The 14,694-nt window shown below is 65.7% G+C and carries 15 protein-coding genes; 8 read left to right on the forward strand and 7 right to left on the reverse strand.

Annotated features, from left to right (window positions below):
• Positions 1 to 10: 10 nt before the first annotated feature.
• From J5M86_RS15265 to J5M86_RS15280, 4 genes are read right to left on the reverse strand one after another with little or no spacing between them, the layout of a single operon-like run.
• Positions 11 to 493, reverse strand: a complete 483-nt coding sequence (locus tag J5M86_RS15265) for a hypothetical protein (RefSeq protein ID WP_188061735.1) — start codon at positions 491 to 493, stop codon at positions 11 to 13.
• Between the two features lie 12 nt (positions 494 to 505).
• A complete protein-coding gene (locus J5M86_RS15270; RefSeq protein WP_188061736.1) occupies positions 506 to 1,147 on the reverse strand; it encodes a DUF6668 family protein in 642 nt (213 codons plus the stop codon).
• The gene (locus J5M86_RS15820; RefSeq protein WP_188061737.1) at positions 1,144 to 2,964 is read right to left on the reverse strand and encodes a M23 family metallopeptidase; all 1,821 of its coding nucleotides are present in this window, start codon (positions 2,962 to 2,964) and stop codon (positions 1,144 to 1,146) included. The genes J5M86_RS15270 and J5M86_RS15820 overlap by 4 nt, the downstream gene beginning before the upstream one ends.
• Positions 2,964 to 3,527: a hypothetical protein gene (locus J5M86_RS15280; RefSeq protein ID WP_188061738.1), complete on the reverse strand. Its 564-nt coding sequence runs from the start codon at positions 3,525 to 3,527 to the stop codon at positions 2,964 to 2,966. The genes J5M86_RS15820 and J5M86_RS15280 overlap by 1 nt, the downstream gene beginning before the upstream one ends.
• Positions 3,528 to 3,542: 15 nt before the next feature.
• Here J5M86_RS15280 and J5M86_RS15285 point away from each other — a divergent pair, with 15 nt between their 5' ends.
• On the forward strand, positions 3,543 to 3,830 hold the full coding sequence (locus J5M86_RS15285) for a hypothetical protein (protein ID WP_188061739.1): 288 nt from the start codon (positions 3,543 to 3,545) through the stop codon (positions 3,828 to 3,830).
• 1,363 nt (positions 3,831 to 5,193) lie between these two features.
• Here the strand turns inward: J5M86_RS15285 and J5M86_RS15290 are convergent.
• Positions 5,194 to 5,592, reverse strand: a complete 399-nt coding sequence (locus tag J5M86_RS15290) for a hypothetical protein (protein WP_188061740.1) — start codon at positions 5,590 to 5,592, stop codon at positions 5,194 to 5,196.
• A gap of 173 nt (positions 5,593 to 5,765) precedes the next feature.
• On the opposite strand from J5M86_RS15290, the gene J5M86_RS15295 reads away from it, so the two are divergent.
• Complete coding sequence (locus tag J5M86_RS15295; RefSeq protein ID WP_208965170.1) at positions 5,766 to 6,077, forward strand: hypothetical protein; 312 nt, start codon at positions 5,766 to 5,768, stop codon at positions 6,075 to 6,077.
• Between the two features lie 730 nt (positions 6,078 to 6,807).
• Here J5M86_RS15295 and J5M86_RS15300 read toward each other — a convergent pair.
• Both J5M86_RS15300 and J5M86_RS15305 read right to left on the reverse strand, forming a co-directional pair.
• Positions 6,808 to 7,995, reverse strand: a complete 1,188-nt coding sequence (locus J5M86_RS15300) for an MFS transporter (protein WP_188061741.1) — start codon at positions 7,993 to 7,995, stop codon at positions 6,808 to 6,810.
• A gap of 11 nt (positions 7,996 to 8,006) precedes the next feature.
• Positions 8,007 to 8,576, reverse strand: a complete 570-nt coding sequence (locus J5M86_RS15305; RefSeq protein ID WP_188061742.1) for a helix-turn-helix domain-containing protein — start codon at positions 8,574 to 8,576, stop codon at positions 8,007 to 8,009.
• An 85-nt stretch (positions 8,577 to 8,661) separates the two neighbouring features.
• Between J5M86_RS15305 and J5M86_RS15645 the strand changes: the two genes are divergently transcribed.
• The 6 genes from J5M86_RS15645 to J5M86_RS15330 all read left to right on the forward strand — a co-directional run bounded on the left by J5M86_RS15645 (position 8,662) and on the right by J5M86_RS15330 (position 14,611).
• Entirely contained in the window at positions 8,662 to 8,787 is a 126-nt protein-coding gene (locus J5M86_RS15645; RefSeq protein WP_255427708.1) for a hypothetical protein, read from the forward strand.
• Positions 8,788 to 9,481: 694 nt separating this feature from the next.
• Positions 9,482 to 10,573 (forward strand): hypothetical protein, encoded by a 1,092-nt coding sequence (locus J5M86_RS15310; protein ID WP_188061743.1) that lies wholly within the window; start codon positions 9,482 to 9,484, stop codon positions 10,571 to 10,573.
• An 896-nt stretch (positions 10,574 to 11,469) separates the two neighbouring features.
• Positions 11,470 to 11,859, forward strand: coding sequence for a hypothetical protein (locus J5M86_RS15315; RefSeq protein WP_188061744.1), 390 nt, complete (start codon positions 11,470 to 11,472; stop codon positions 11,857 to 11,859).
• 79 nt (positions 11,860 to 11,938) lie between these two features.
• Positions 11,939 to 13,036: an ImmA/IrrE family metallo-endopeptidase gene (locus tag J5M86_RS15320; protein WP_188061745.1), complete on the forward strand. Its 1,098-nt coding sequence runs from the start codon at positions 11,939 to 11,941 to the stop codon at positions 13,034 to 13,036.
• Between the two features lie 151 nt (positions 13,037 to 13,187).
• Positions 13,188 to 13,643: a hypothetical protein gene (locus J5M86_RS15325; protein WP_188061746.1), complete on the forward strand. Its 456-nt coding sequence runs from the start codon at positions 13,188 to 13,190 to the stop codon at positions 13,641 to 13,643.
• A gap of 569 nt (positions 13,644 to 14,212) precedes the next feature.
• Entirely contained in the window at positions 14,213 to 14,611 is a 399-nt protein-coding gene (locus J5M86_RS15330; RefSeq protein ID WP_188061747.1) for a single-stranded DNA-binding protein, read from the forward strand.
• Positions 14,612 to 14,694: the final 83 nt, after the last annotated feature.

Below are 14,694 nucleotides of genomic sequence, written 5' to 3' on the forward strand. Positions count from 1 at the left end.
GTCGGTGGGCTTAGAAGGCCATGACCGTGCCGAACCACGTGCCCATCGTTCCCAACATGCCCGCGCCGAAGAGTGCGATCATGATGGCCTTCATGCCCTCATACACGCCATGACGGACCGCACCGACAATCAGCCACACAGCGCCGGCGACGACCGCGCCCAGGGCTGCGATTCCGCCTAGGAAGAGTGCCCAACCGATGATCGTGTTCACGGCCTCAAGCCACGGAGGCTGCTCGGGGGTGATCGTGGGAACGCCCTGCAGGAACTGGCCCAGCAGTAGCGCTGAACCGGAAATGATCGCGCCGGAAGCGAAACTGACGACGATCAACTTGCCGCCCTCGAAGGCTCCCCGGCGGAACGCGCCAACGATCATCCAAATGACGCCGCAGATGACACCCAGCATCACGAACAGCCCGGCGGTGTAGAGCCCCCATCCCAGGTAAGTGAGGAATCGGTCAATGCCGGGGACTGCAACAGGACTAGGTACTTCCATGGTTTCTTCTCCTTACAACGATCGGTATGTGCGGTGAATGCTGTTGATAGTCAGTCGGGTTCGCCAGGACAGCGGGACATCCGCGGTCGGTGCCGCAACCATCCGCAGGTCCTCAGACCACGGGATGCGCCACAGTCGAGGCAGGACCCCGGACGCACCCGGTGCCGACCTCTTCATGGCCCTGGGCTGGTGGGGTGCGTCATCCACGAGCACCACACCCAGCACCACCGCTGCCGGCAGGCGGCCGGTGTGCCAGGTCTCAGCGAACGCTTTAAGTGCGGCCAAGCCCGCACCACGGGTGGTGGCCACGACCACGCACGGACCACTGATCGGCACCTTCGGATCCCACCGGCCCTGATCGACCACGGCACACCCGCCTCCGGCCAACAGGCCGGCGATCGTGGACGCCCCAGCCCCGCCGTGCAACCCGACGACCTGCAGCGGCCCCGCCGTGGTCTGAGTTGGCTGCGCCGACTCGGAACCTTTGCTGTGCAGTGGGGATCGTGGCCCCTTCTCGCTGAGACGGTCACCCAGCAGCAGCGGGTCCGGCTCCAGCACCGGTTCCTCTTCCTCGGTGCTCACCTCGACCTCGGCCTGGGTGAACGGGTTATGCGGCACCAAGGGTGCTGGCTTCCGTTTCGCCGCAAGTTTCATGCCTGAACTCCCTTTCCTCTACGGGTCCATGACCGTGCATCGGTCGTGATCAGTGCGCGGCTCTCATCGCCTGCAGGCCCTGCCGCGACAGGCGAAGCCGTCGTCGAGCTCGCCGCCGTGCTGGTCGAGCTGGGTCCCGGGGAGGTTTCCACCGGGCCCGGCGTCAGATCGCAGCCCGGCGAGCCCTTCACATCGCTGTAGATCCGCCGGTGGTTCGACACGTCGACATGGATGTGGCCGTGGTGACCCGGAGCCATCCAGATCACGCCGTGCACACCCATTCGCAGCGCCTGGCACACCGCGGCGTCGTTCGCGGCCTTACGGCCACTGCCCTGTGGCCCGCAGTTCAGGTCCGCAGCGCCGCCCAGGTAGTGCCATCCATACTTCTCCGGGGCAAGGTGCACTCCAGGGGTGACCGGCGGGTACAGCGGGTGCTCATGCACCGAGCACCCGTTCGCGGTTGCCCACCGCAAAAACTTGACCAGTTGGAAGTCGTGGATGCGGCGCGGGTTCGTCGGGTTCTGCTTCTCCCCGGCGACTGCCGGCAACGGGCCACCGCCTGCTTCACCAGCGACCTCTTCGGTGCAGGCACCCACTCCCCCACCACCATCACCGCTGATGCTGCCGCTGGCCGGGAGCTGCTTCAGCAACTCCGGGTTCGCGGTCAGCGCGGCAACAATCCGGATGGCGTCCTTCCAGAACTGGCCGTGATAGGAGGGGTCAGCGTTGCGCTGCACCCGGTGAGCCGCCAACGTCGGAGGCATCGCGCGGTAGTCGAAGGTTTTGAGGACCTTGAAGAAGTTCGTGGCGCTGATGTAAGGGTTCATGCGGTCGGCGTAGCTTCCCCACGCGCCGTTATCCCGCTGCTGAAACAACCCGCGGGAATCCGGGCCCACCGCGTCGCCGTAGTCCAGAACCCGCAATGTCGATTCGCCAGCGGCGACCATGACCCCCAACGTCACCCCGTACACGTCCAAGCCCAGGTCCTGACCGGCACGGATGACCCAGCCGGCGTTCACCAGCTGTTGGCCCTTCCACGGGCCCACGCTGGTGGGGAACCCGGCCGGTGGCTGCACCGGCCCACTCGATGCCGCCGGCGACCCGGAGTTGCTGGACGGTGAGGCGGGCGTGGACGTTGCCGGTGCGGCGACCGGTGTCGCTGACGCCGAGCTCGAAGCTGCTTCGGAAGAGGGAGGTGGAGCGGTCACTACCGGCCCGCCGACCACCTTGCCGCCCACCGCGGGAATGGTGACCCCATGCTGAGCCAACCACGGTCGCGGATCAGTGGGCTTGCCATTGACGTACACACCAAAATGCAGGTGCACACCCGAGGCGTTCCCGGTCCTGCCCTCGGTCCCGATCAGCCGACCCGGCCACACCACATCCCCGACCTTGACCTTGGCCGAGCCCGAGACCAGGTGGTTGTAGTAGTGGTGCGTGCCCCCGCCCACGTCGACGCGGACGTAATTCCCACCCACGCGGTCGTTGGCCACGTTCAGGACGCGGCCCGCCATCGCCGCCACGATCTGAGTGCCGTTGCCATCAATATCGATACCGGCGTGCAGCATGTACGTGCCCCTCAAGTCATCGCCTGGGTTGACGCGCATACCGAAATTGCTGGTCACAATCGCCGGGCCGACCATCGGGATCCGTGCCGGTCCGGTCGTCTGGCCTGACCACGCGGCCGTGTCCGCAGACGACGGCACACAGGCCGCCGCAGCCTGATCGTCCTCATCAGCACCCGGCGCGAACAGGGCAGCGATCATCACCACCAGGCCCAAGAACCCGGCGAGCACCGCGACCGCCACCTTCCGCATCAGTGGATCCCTGCAGGGAGGGTGAACCCATCCACCAGCCACCCGCCGGTGGGCGTGCTCGCCAGGTCAATCACGAGGTTTCCTTGCGCGGTCGGGACCATCACCGGGAACACGGGGCCGTCATCACCCGCCGCGACCCGCTGCGGCTTACCGCTGATCCGCAACGCCGGCACATTCGCCGGGTCCGTCCACTGGATCAACGTCTGACCCCGCCGAGTCAGCAGCGGATTCAACGCCGCCCGCCACTGCGCCTCACCCACCGTGGGACGAGCCCACAACTCCACAAACCGCTTCGCGGCCGCCAGCAGCGTCTTTTCACTGTCGGCACCCATCGACTCCGGCCCATGCGTCGCCGGCGGTGTCGTTTCCCAGGTGCCTTCGTCCTGCGGGACATCAGCCGCCGTCGAGCTCGAGGAAGCCGTGGACGGGGCTGGTACCTGCACCGGGTGCGATGCCGTGACCGTGACCGTGCGGGTCAGGGCAGCCTCGTCCTGGCCGCCACCGCATCCGGTCACCGTCACCACGACCAGTGACCCCGCCAGAACCAACCGTGCGTAACTCATTTCGCTGCACCCTTCGTGGAAGTCGGAGCCTTCGAAGACGCCGGTGCGGAAGGGGAAGAGCTCTGCACCGCCGTCGACGAGGAGGACCCGGAGGAGGGGGAAACAGGCCCGCTCGTCGACGACGGCACAGAAGATGAGGAAGGAGAGGAGGGCCGCTCGGCCGGGAGCACCGTGCGCACCGCGTACACCCGGGTTTCAGCCCCGGCACGGGCCGCGATGAACGAGATCCCGGATAGCTCAGCCACGGGGACACCCACATCCACACCCGTGGGAGGCTTCACCGTCCACAACGGACGTGCCTGAGCATCCACCACGACCGAGGAACCCTGCACCTGGCCGGTCACCTGCGAATCCAGCACGCTCGTCGTGCGCCACCCTTTTGGTAGCGCCCTTGCCGTCCCGGTCACCAGGTCGACCAAGTGACCTTGAACGACAGCCAGCCGGTCGCCGGGAGAGACGGCCACCTGGCCCGGGCCAATCGCCCCCGAGCCTGCGTGCTCTGGTACTCGACTCGTCATCACCGGGCGCGACAACTCCGAGTTCCGGTACCGCTGCACCACCACCCGGTCTGCTTCTTGCCATGCGTACAAGAACCCGTCCGAAGTGACGCCCAGCGGACCAACCGGCTTCGCGTCCTTCGACGGAGCAACCAACCGCACCCCGGCCGGCGCGACCCGACCATCGGTCACCGACCACGCCTGACCTGAAGTGTCAGTCATCACCGCCGCCGCACCCGAAACGCCCACAATCCGAGCACCTGCCGGGATCACGCGAGGCACCCACTTACCCGCGACGTCGATCAGAGCGGACGACTTCGAGGACGTCACCGCGAACCCAGCACCTACGATCGCCGGCTGTTCGCCACCACTGAACTTCCTTGAGGAGAGGACCCGACCCGAGCCATCAATCACCCGAGCCCCAGAGGAAGAGCTCACCACGACCCCACCCTTCATAGGCCGCAGGGAAGCTCCAGAAGCGTCCAAGCGCACCGACCACACCTGAGCGCCGGTGTCAGCCCGCAAACAGGTCACCGCGGACCCGCGATCGACGCGCTCCACCACCGCAACGCACGAGCCCACCACCACAGCAGGAGACGCCGCGGTGCTTCCAGCAGAACCCATCCCCGACGACGACACCGGAGCCGATGACCACACCGCCACCGCTTGACCTCCAAACGGCGCAAGCACCGGAAGCTGCGTCGGCGAAGGCTTCGGAGGCTCAACCGTCACCGTCCGAGTCGTGGCGGCAGCCACCTCATCACCACCGGCCACCCGAGGAACCACAATCGCGGCCGCCACCGCGACCGGCAGCACAATCACCCCAGCCAGGGCAGCGAACAACCCCACCTTCTGACGGCCAGAAACCGCAGACCGGCTCTTCGCCGGCGCATCCCACACCTGCCCCGACTCATCCACAATCAGATCCCAAGCGGCCCCGCCACTACTCGCCCGGACTCGGACCGCCTTCACCGCGCCATCACGCGCGCCCGCAGCTTCCGCCGCCAAACGCATCACCGCGGCCGCGGGCTCCTCCCCCTCCCGCAGCTCCACACGATGACCCTGAAACCACGCCTTCCCGTCCTCATCGACATCAGCCGACAACACCGGGAACGCTGGAACAGCAGGGACCGATGCCAACGACCGATCAGCCCGGGCCTTCTCGCGCTTCATGAGGCTGGGACCGCGGCCGGGGTCATCGTGGCTGTTGGTGAAGCGCTGAATGCAGTGGCGCGCAACGCGGCCGCGTGCTCGTAGCGAAGTACGGCCGCACTCCATCGATCGAGCGTCTTGGCCACTCGGGGGTGGTCAGTCGCCAACGGCGACCGCACAGGCCACGTCAGCCGAGCCGCCTCGGCTGCCCAATGTGCCTGCACCGCCTCCAAACCTTGCACCAGGGTCTTCGCGCTCACCCCGTGCACGTGTAGCCCATTGTGAGCGACCATCAGCGCGTGCTCAGAGGGCATCCAACGAATGGCCTCTTCGACGAGCTCCAGCGCGACGTCGAAGTAGAGGCCCGCAAGACCCTCACCCGGCAACACACATATGCGGCGTCTAGTCGACGGCATCTCCCCTCCTTTCACTCCATATGGATTGTTTCCGTTGAAAGGTTACACCTCATATGGAGTGTTGCCAATGGGGCTGAATCGGCACGTCTTCTGTTTGCTCTAGGGCGAGCCAAGGCTCCCGATACCCTGGCGTTCTGCATTTGAACTCGCGACCAAGGAAGGGTGTGGCGGCGATGGTGAATCAGCCTGGCGCGCAAGACCTCCCCGACCTGGCCGAGCGTTTGCGGTGGCTGCTTGACCGGATTCCTGACGCAACAGGTCAGCTGTGGTCCGTCGAGGGGCTAGCGCGCGAATGTACGAGGCGTGGTACTCCAGTCACTGGGAACGGTTTGCGGCACTATTTCGCGGGCTATCGCAAGTCACCACCAGCACGCGTGATCTTTGAGATCGCTGATGTTTTCGGGGTGGATCCCCGCTACTTCTGGCACAGCACTGAGCAGATTCAGCGCGAAATTGAACAGCTAGCTCAGCAGCACGGCGGCTAGGTGCGCCGCGTCTCCTTACGCTGCCCGTCCGAATCCGAAACGAACCAGCCTGGCAGCGAGTTCGGGATTGACCCCGTGGATGCCTTGCTGGGCCAGATCGCCGCGCTGCGGCGTGGATGCGCCAATTCCGCTTGGAGGTGACACGTCGCTGACTGGTTCCAGCTCGTCCGCTCTCTTCTCCACGCCACTGCCTCCCCTTGCTGCCGTCTCCCTGTGGCGACAGTAAGTGCCTCGTGCCCAGGGGTCATCAACTGCACCTTCTAGGTTTGGCCAAGGCAGAGTCAGGAGAGGGTAAAAGATCCCGGTATTGCAGGGAAACTTGAGCGTCTGTTTGGGGCGCTCCAAACCGCTTAAACCGGCTCCGGATGGTCACTATTGTGACCCTGCGGGATACAATAGTGACGTGCAACCTCTCGACCCAGCCACTAAAGGACTGCCCTCCTTCGCGGCCCGACTTAACCGGCTGCTCGCCATGACGACGACCACAAAGGACGGGCAGCGGGTCCGCTGGACCAACCGAGCCCTTGCGGATGCGCTGGGTCAGCACGGGTGCCCAACAAGCGAGTCGTATATCAAACGGCTGCGGCGCGGTCAGTCCGACGTCAACCCCGGAGGCCGGCTCCTCTACGCGCTATGCACAGTGTTGGGCTGCCCTCCCGCGTACTGGTTCGATGAACGTGCGGCCGAGGCCCACGACGACCGGCTACGGCTCGAGCGCAGGCGCAATCCGCTAGGAGATAGCCCTCTCGACGTTCCGCCGATGTGAGAACAGGCCAAGGCCGGCCACCATGATCAGAGCAGCACCCATGACAGACCCGGCCAGCCCGACGCTGTTCGTACGAGTCAGCAACCCAAACGCCAGGTGACCCAGCGGGATGCAACTAAACGTTGCGAGCTGCAAGGCGCTCATCACCCGGCCCATCATCTGGGGCCCCGCTTGACGCCGCACCTCGCTCACAAGCAACCCAATACCGGGCGCCGACACAAGGCCCGCGGCGAAGCCTGCTGCCGCCGCCAGCGGGGCCGTGCTGGCCACGCTCAGAAGAGCAATGCAGCCACCTGTCCCGACGAGAGTGACGAGACCCGTGCTCACTGGATCCGTGACCTTGTCCCCCCACTTGCTCAATACAAGGCTTCCGATGACTCCGCCGACAGCGACCGCCGCGAAGACCGAGCCGTATGTCAGCGCAGACCACCCCAACTCGCTCGCCTTCAGTCCGATGCCGAGCATCATCGGGGACGTCGAAAATAGATTTGCGGCCGCGAAGATCACCAGCAGCAAACGCAGGCGAGCGTTGTGTGCGACGTACTTGACGCCCTCCGCCGCCAGCGCCCAGACCGACCCATCCGGCCCACCGGAAGCATCGGCATTCCGTTCGACTTCTCGTTTCGTGCGCATTAAGAGCAGAGCCGAAAGACCGGCCAAGAACGCACAGACCCCTACAGACCAGGACACCGACCAGCCCAGCAGCACCGCGATCAACGGGGCTGCAACGATCGACGCGACATTCCGAGTCGCCTGCATCGCCCCTTGAATCTGCTCCTGGACCACGTCCAGCAAGCCGGGAATGCCGTGAACGGCCGGCATGTGGAACGCATCAATCAGGCCGATCAGGGCCGCAATCACTGCGATCGCTGCCACCGGAGGAGTCGCTGAAGCCATGAGGAGGCCGGCGAAGAGACCGAGGGTGATGCCGCGGGCCAAGAAGGTGGCCGAGGCGGTCCGATAGAGCCCCAATCGGTCGCCTACTGCGCCACCGATCAGGGCTACTGCGATCTGCGGAACCACACCACAAATCATGATGAGAGCGGCGGCTTGGGGAGATCCACTACGAACCGCGATCCAGACGAGAGCAACATCCCACATTGCATCGGCTAGGCGATCCCCGCCGAAAGCAGCCAGAAAGGGCAGCTTCATACCTCAGTCACCTACTGAGAGATGCGGACCGGGCATGTCGTCAAGGCGACGAACACTCGCTCTGCGCTTGACGTCGTCGATGACTTCTCTTCCGACGATGCTTCTCGATGCCGCGCAACCACGGCAGCAAGGTCCGCGTGCAGATCGGCCACCTGCCCTGGAGTGAGCTCAAGCACCCACTCGTACGAGTCGTCGATATGGCTCCACTGCGGATCCCAAGCGGTCGTTCGCTTCTCAGACAGCCACCGCCGGAACCGAACCTCCCGACGTTCTGTCAGTTCCCGCTCAAATGAGCGGATCGCAATGGCACCCTGCGGGTCGCGCTCATCGTCCTCGTCCCACGACAAGGGAATCTCTTTGGCCGTCCACTGCGTAGCCCGCCCGCGACCACTTCCGCGCTCAACAAGGCCGGCGTCCTCAAGTGTCTCCAGCTGAAAACTCAGCCCACCGCCAGCATCGGGAACTGCCCGTGTCAATACCGCAGAAGTCATCGGTCCGCCCGCTAGCCGCAACGTTTCCACCAGGGCCAAGCGAACCGGATCGGATAGTGCGTAAAACTGGCGTAGGCGGGCCTCATCCATGGACGAGACCCTACGTCGCGCAGGTGTGGTCAAGCCCTCAGGCCGCGCATAGGATGGGCTAAAGATTCAAGGGGAGGAGGTCACCATGAAGAAGCTGCTTGCATCCGTTGCCATCGCTGTCACCGCGTCTTTGGGCACCGTCACCGCAGCCCCGGCCGCCGAAGCTGCCCCCATCATGCAGACGGCTCGAGCTGGCTGCTGGTGGTGCTGAAACAATTTTTCCTGTGACCTCGCGGTTCCAGGATCGACCCCTTTTTGCCCCCAGTCACTCCATATGGAACCCTCGGAGTAGGCGACACGCCTATGAGTTCCAGACTGCATGCGCCCGCGCGTGCAACGATCGGCGGAGTCGCAGTTCTTCCTGAGAAGGGACGCCAGCTATGCCAACCCCCGCAGCAGCACACCGCAGCTCCGAGCGTGGTCACACCGTGGCTTTCCGACTCTCAAAGGCCGACCGAGACGAGCTGAAGCGCCGCGCCGCTGAGCGCGGTGTCAGCGTGCAGGCCTACCTCGAGTGGAAAGCCCTCGACCGCGCCTGTCCCCGTGACCTTCCTCCAGGCCCGACCGGCCAGAAGGAGCTACCCCTGACGGGCTGACTTGATCGGGGCAGTGCCCTGAAAAGCCGAAAGCCGCCGTTGGCGCGGCGGCTATCTCGGTAAATCTCTGAAGTTTTTGCGCCAGTTACCAGCTGGCTGCGAATCCCACACCGTCTGAAAGGTGGCTTCGTGCTGCCCACAGTACCCCCTGCCCCAGGGGCAGTCCACTCTTACGCGTCGATCGTGTCGACGATCCGCACACACCGCACATGCGCTCCAGAGCACGCGCGACTCGTCGAGCACGCCTGCCGCGCCGACCGCGCCGTGCTCCCCCGCCGCCACCAGGACGACCGGGGGCACGGGCGACGTATGCGCTGCACGACAATTGACGCCCTCGGCCAGCGCACCACCACTGAGCAATGGGTGCCCCGCAAAGGACACCGCACCGTCGCTCCTGACGGCGCGTACTCGGCCATCCCTGCGTGGAAGAGCCGGGAGCACTGGCTAGCGGTCGTGGTGCCCGTCGCGCTGCATGTCCACGCCGCCAAGCTGCACCGCCGCGTGTCGGCCGCACTCATGCGCCGCTACCTCGACGTCAAGAGCGGGTACGCCAACCCTTCCTCGGGCCGACGTTGCATCGTTCGCCCCGACACCGTGGCCAGCGTGCTCGGTGTCCTCCCCCGCACCGTCAAGCTCCTGGCGAAGATCGCCCGCGAAATCGGGCTGGAAGTCGTGATCGAGACCGGCCGGATGCTCACGATGGAAGAGCGGTGGCCGCTCATCCGCGCTGGCTCCAAGCAGCGTGGCCTATCCACAGAAGTGGCGTTCACCGTGCCCCGCGCCCTCGGCCGCAGCGTGTGGATAAACACTCCCCCGAGAGGTCCCTCTGTAAGAGGGAAACTCACCTTGAAAACTGGTCACCTCACGCACAAGACGACGACCGCACGCGGTCGAAAGACCGACGCGGCTTCGCCGCGGCTCACTAAACGAGACCCCCGACGAACCGCTGCGGCCCGCACCCTGGCCGCTGACGTCGCCAGGAAGCTCACCTGGTGCCAATCTGAGCCGCTTTCACGCCTCACCCCGGCACTAACCCGCTTCGCTACCGCTACGACGCCGTGGACAGCCGATGACGTGATCACTGCTCTGCAAGATCAAGCTCTCCGACGCGGCCAGAACCTCGACGAGCTGCGGGTCGAGCAGATCCGCACCCGGCCTGCTGCCGTCCTCGCCGGTCTCCTGCGAGACCTCGACGTCGACGGCGACCACCCCGGCCTCGTCGACCAGGCCCCCGAACCGGAGCCGATCCCCGACCACTCGTGCGACCACGGCTGGGTCGACGTCCTCGACGAGACCGGGCAACGGCTCGGCGTGGCCCGCTGCATCGGTGGCTGGCGATGCGCTCAGCTCCACGCCTACGAGCCAGACCTGCACGGCCATGACGATGAGCCGGCCTTCTAGCGCAACCCAAACGCACGGTTTGGATCAGACGTCACGGGCCGCAGCTCTGACGCTGGCACCCACCGCTGAATCACCACCGGCTGAGCGCCCTCTTGCGACTCATCAACGTAGGTCACCAGGGCAGACCAGGTGTAGCTATTCCGCTTCCACGCCAGCACCAGACCGGGCGCGGGCGGTTGGTGAGGATGCTTGTCACGCAAGCGAATCCACACATGACGTGTGGATTCTGGTTTACGCCACGTCCGCTCAGATCGTGACTGCCCCATCGTGTTAGTGAACCGGCTGCGCTACTTCGGTCCAAGGAACGAGTCGAGGATCGTGTCTAAGAGTGGGCCAGGGTTGACCTGATGCCACACCCCGCGTGTAAAACCACGGTGCTGATGACAGCGCCTGAGCGGGGCTCTGGCCTTGCCGGTGTGCCGTGAACAGTGGCGTCCCGACTCATCGAGCAAAAGCGCATCGCATTTCGTGAAGAACCACAACGACACCAAGAAGGGCAGAAAGACAGTGCCCAGGAAGAACCACCCGGCCGGACTCACGTTCATACAGAACGACGGTGCCAGACGGCACCGACAACGTGGCTCTACTCCTTACCTTCGCCCTTCCCCCTGACGTCCCACTCTGCGGCCACGGGCCACCGCGTCAAGCGCTACGCGCCAGCTCCTCCGAGAACTTTCCGGACGCGCTCCTACGTCGCTTGTTTCGTCCGGAAACTTCTCTCCCCCACTGCCCCTACGGGGTTGACCCGGTGACCCTTATGCGGCCGCGACGGGGACAAACGTCAGGGGGAGGGGGCGGGGGGTGGTTGGCCCCGCACAAACACACATGCCGTCGCGTCCCAGCCGCGCCATCACCTTTGACCACATGGACCAGAAAAACCAAGGAGACCACAACCCATGACCGACCACGTTCAGCCCGACCTGTTCGGAGAGTTCGACCGCGCCCAGGAGCAAGCCGAGCGCGACCAGCAGCCCGCGACCTGCCCCGCCTGCGGAACCATCGAGCCGAACGCCTACCTACTGAGCAACAACCACGGCTACGACGCAGCCAGGAGCGAAGGCCCCGGAGGATTCCCCCACGGCCACCACCCGATCTACCGAGACGAGTGCACCGCTCAGCGCCTCGTGACGAACCACATCATCTACGCCACCCGCCGTAACAACGTCGATCAGCTCGCACGCGACAAGCAGCGCGGCCGCGAACTCGGCTTAGACGTCGAGGCGATCGAGGCCGACGCCCGCCAGGAAATGCACGAGAAAAACAAACGAACAACTAGACAGCATTGACCAACTCGACTATACTGACAGTATCAACACGGCAGACCAGAGGACTAACCACCCTCACCACACCAAGGGAGCGCACACCATGAGCACCATCGACCACAAGGCCACCCGCAAGGCGATCGTCGACCAGGCGGCGCAGTTCATCGCAGACCCGGCCGGATGGCCCGCAGCGATGGCGGCCCGCGCGCTGCGCCTGCGGATGGGTCACCCGCCCTACTCCCCCACCAACCACACGCTGATCGTCGCCCAGCTGATGGCGCGCTTCGTGGGCTCAGGAATGGACACCGAAACCGCGTTCCACGCAGCGATCCGGGCCGCCGCCGAGGAGGTCGCCCCCCGTCACATCTGGGTCAAGCGCGGATACACCGTTACGGCCGGAGCTGGCCTGTCGGTGTGGTCCAAGCCGATCCCCTTGTGGATCGACCCCAGCACCGGGCAGAAGTGCACCAAGGACACCCCCGGAGCCATCCAGCGCCGAGTGTTCCGCCTGGAGCAGACCTACCGCGCGGCCGACGTCACCAACAACGAGACCGGAGAGACCGGCGAAACCGCGTTTAGCGCGCCCGAGCTGCCCGCAGGAGAAGCCCGTGAAATCTTCCAGCGCCTCGCGGACTGGATCACCGGCCAGGGTTGGACGGTCGAGCGCACCGGCCGCGACATGCCCGAAGGTGGCTACACCGCCCACGGAACCCGCCAGATCGTGGTGCACGGCGGCCTCGCAGGATGGGCGGCCGTGGAGACCCTGACCCACGAAATCGCCCACGCACTGCTGCACGGAGCCGACGACGAGCGACCCTACGCAGGCGAGCACCGAGGCGACATGGAAGCCGAAGCCGAAGCCGTCGCGTTTGGCCTGCTCACCGCCTACGACCAGGGCGACCTAGCCCGAGGCTCAGCCCGCTACGTGGCCGAGTGGACCCGCAACCCCGAGCGAGTCGCCACCGCCTACGAGCGAAGCTGCCACGTTCTGGATGCCGTCGCCGCCGTCGCCGCGGGAGCCGAAGGCGTCGAGGTCGCCCGATCCGCCAAGGCCGAGAAGGCCGCGACGAAGGCCACGAACAAGGAACTAGCGGCCGCGCTGCGCGAAGCCGGCCTAGAGCCCAAGGGCGAAGCGTGGGCCCGCGCGAAGGCCGGCGAGCCGGTCGAGCAGATCGCCGCCGACCTCGCAGACGCCGCGTAAACCCCGGCACACCAGGAGGGGCGAGCCCACCCGCTCGCCCCTCCCCCGTCCGGGAGAACTCGAGAAATCACCGGACCACAACGCTAGACAGCATTGACCAACTAGACCACGAGGACTAACCACCCTCACCACACCAAGGGAGCACACCGCTATGAAACTCACACTCACCCGAGCCGCAGACCTACGAGCAGGTGACCGCATCCTCAGCATCGGATCGAGGATTACCTACCGCCCCGCGCGCACCGTCGCCGCGCCGCTTGGCCCGATCGAGCACGGCTCACCCGTGCAGGGAGTGCGCCTGATCAACCCCCACGCGGACAGCCCGCTAGAGCTGGTGCTGTACCCGGCCCACATCGACGGCCAGGCCGTGACCGTCGAGCGCGACGAATACCCGACCGCCGCCCGGTATGAGCTGTACCTATCGACCCACCGCGCAGCGGTCCACTGGTCATGCGGCACGTGTGGAGCAACCAGCGCCGCCCACGACACCCGAGCCGCCGCCAGGGTCGAAGCCGTGGCACACGTGGAGTTTGAGCACGCATCCAGCGCCGTCCAGGTGGTCGACGTCGACCGCTACGGCCGCGCCACCATCGAGGAGGCCCACTGATGTACGCCGGAGATGAATGGCTCAGCGACCGATGCCAGGAGTGCGGAGCCGAGCCGGGGGAGCAGTGCCGCCCGTACTGCATCGCCACAGACAGCGCAGGCCCGTACTAGCCCGAAAGCACCCGGCCCCGCTGTCGCCAAGGGGAGCGGCAGCGAGGCCGGGGCCATCAACACGGCGACCGGAACCACCCGGACCGCATGAGAGCAAGTCTACGAACCAGGAGAGACCAGATGAACCAAACAGGAGAACCGGCCGACGTTGGCCGAGGTGATGGGAACACTCGAGGAGCTGGGAGCCGCCGCCAGGGCAGGAGACGCCGACCGCTACCGCGCCGCCGTGCGTCTAGCGCAGCGACAGCAGATCACCGAGGAGCAGCAGCGAGACGCCTACATATGGGGTCGACGAGGACAGGGAGCCGCCCGCGATTTCAACGGGAAAGGGGAGCGATCGACCAGAAAAAGCACTCTCAACCTACTAGACACCATTGACCAACTAGACTAAGCTGACAGTACCAACACGGCAGACCACGAGGACTGACCAAGCCTCACCACCAAGAAGGAGTGCACATCATGACCACCATCACGTTCGCCGGGAACCTCACCGCAGACCCCGAGCTGCGATTCACTCCCAGCGGCCGCGCCGTGGTGCGGTTCACCGTCATGGAGAACCGCCGCCGCCGCAGCGAGGACGGCCAGGGCTGGCAGGACGCCGAACCGAACGCTTACCGCGTCCAGGCGTGGGGGAGTTTCGCTGAGAACGTCGTCGAGTCGTGCGGCAAGGGTGACCGGGTCACCGTCACCGGAAGCATCGTCACCGATCGGTGGACCGACAAGGAGACCGGCCAGGAGCGCACCGCCCAGCACGTCAACGCCGACGAAGTGGGGTTCTCGCTCCGCTTCCACACCGTGCGCGCCACCAAGGCCACCCGCGCCCAGGAGCCCGCCGAGCAGGACCACGACAACAGCTAAGCCCGTCGACCGGGGGAGAGGGCAAGGGCTCTGCTTCCCCGGTCACGAGCGGGCAAGACCCGCTCGACTGTCAGACCAGGCTC

The organism is Yimella sp. cx-51 (genome assembly GCF_017654605.1).
Classification (GTDB): Bacteria; Actinomycetota; Actinomycetes; order Actinomycetales; family Dermatophilaceae; genus Yimella.

Coding starts and splice junctions, on each gene's coding strand:
- J5M86_RS15325 (WP_188061746.1), top strand. CDS start 13,188: ATGAAACTCACACTCACCCGAGCCGCAGACCTACGAGCAGGTGACCGC.
- J5M86_RS15645 (WP_255427708.1), top strand. CDS start 8,662: ATGAAGAAGCTGCTTGCATCCGTTGCCATCGCTGTCACCGCGTCTTTG.
- J5M86_RS15280 (WP_188061738.1), bottom strand. CDS start 3,527: ATGAGTTACGCACGGTTGGTTCTGGCGGGGTCACTGGTCGTGGTGACG.
- J5M86_RS15290 (WP_188061740.1), bottom strand. CDS start 5,592: ATGCCGTCGACTAGACGCCGCATATGTGTGTTGCCGGGTGAGGGTCTT.
- J5M86_RS15265 (WP_188061735.1), bottom strand. CDS start 493: ATGGAAGTACCTAGTCCTGTTGCAGTCCCCGGCATTGACCGATTCCTC.
- J5M86_RS15320 (WP_188061745.1), top strand. CDS start 11,939: ATGAGCACCATCGACCACAAGGCCACCCGCAAGGCGATCGTCGACCAG.
- J5M86_RS15330 (WP_188061747.1), top strand. CDS start 14,213: ATGACCACCATCACGTTCGCCGGGAACCTCACCGCAGACCCCGAGCTG.
- J5M86_RS15300 (WP_188061741.1), bottom strand. CDS start 7,995: ATGAAGCTGCCCTTTCTGGCTGCTTTCGGCGGGGATCGCCTAGCCGAT.
- J5M86_RS15315 (WP_188061744.1), top strand. CDS start 11,470: ATGACCGACCACGTTCAGCCCGACCTGTTCGGAGAGTTCGACCGCGCC.
- J5M86_RS15270 (WP_188061736.1), bottom strand. CDS start 1,147: ATGAAACTTGCGGCGAAACGGAAGCCAGCACCCTTGGTGCCGCATAAC.
- J5M86_RS15820 (WP_188061737.1), bottom strand. CDS start 2,964: ATGCGGAAGGTGGCGGTCGCGGTGCTCGCCGGGTTCTTGGGCCTGGTG.
- J5M86_RS15305 (WP_188061742.1), bottom strand. CDS start 8,576: ATGGATGAGGCCCGCCTACGCCAGTTTTACGCACTATCCGATCCGGTT.
- J5M86_RS15295 (WP_208965170.1), top strand. CDS start 5,766: ATGGTGAATCAGCCTGGCGCGCAAGACCTCCCCGACCTGGCCGAGCGT.
- J5M86_RS15310 (WP_188061743.1), top strand. CDS start 9,482: ATGCGCTGCACGACAATTGACGCCCTCGGCCAGCGCACCACCACTGAG.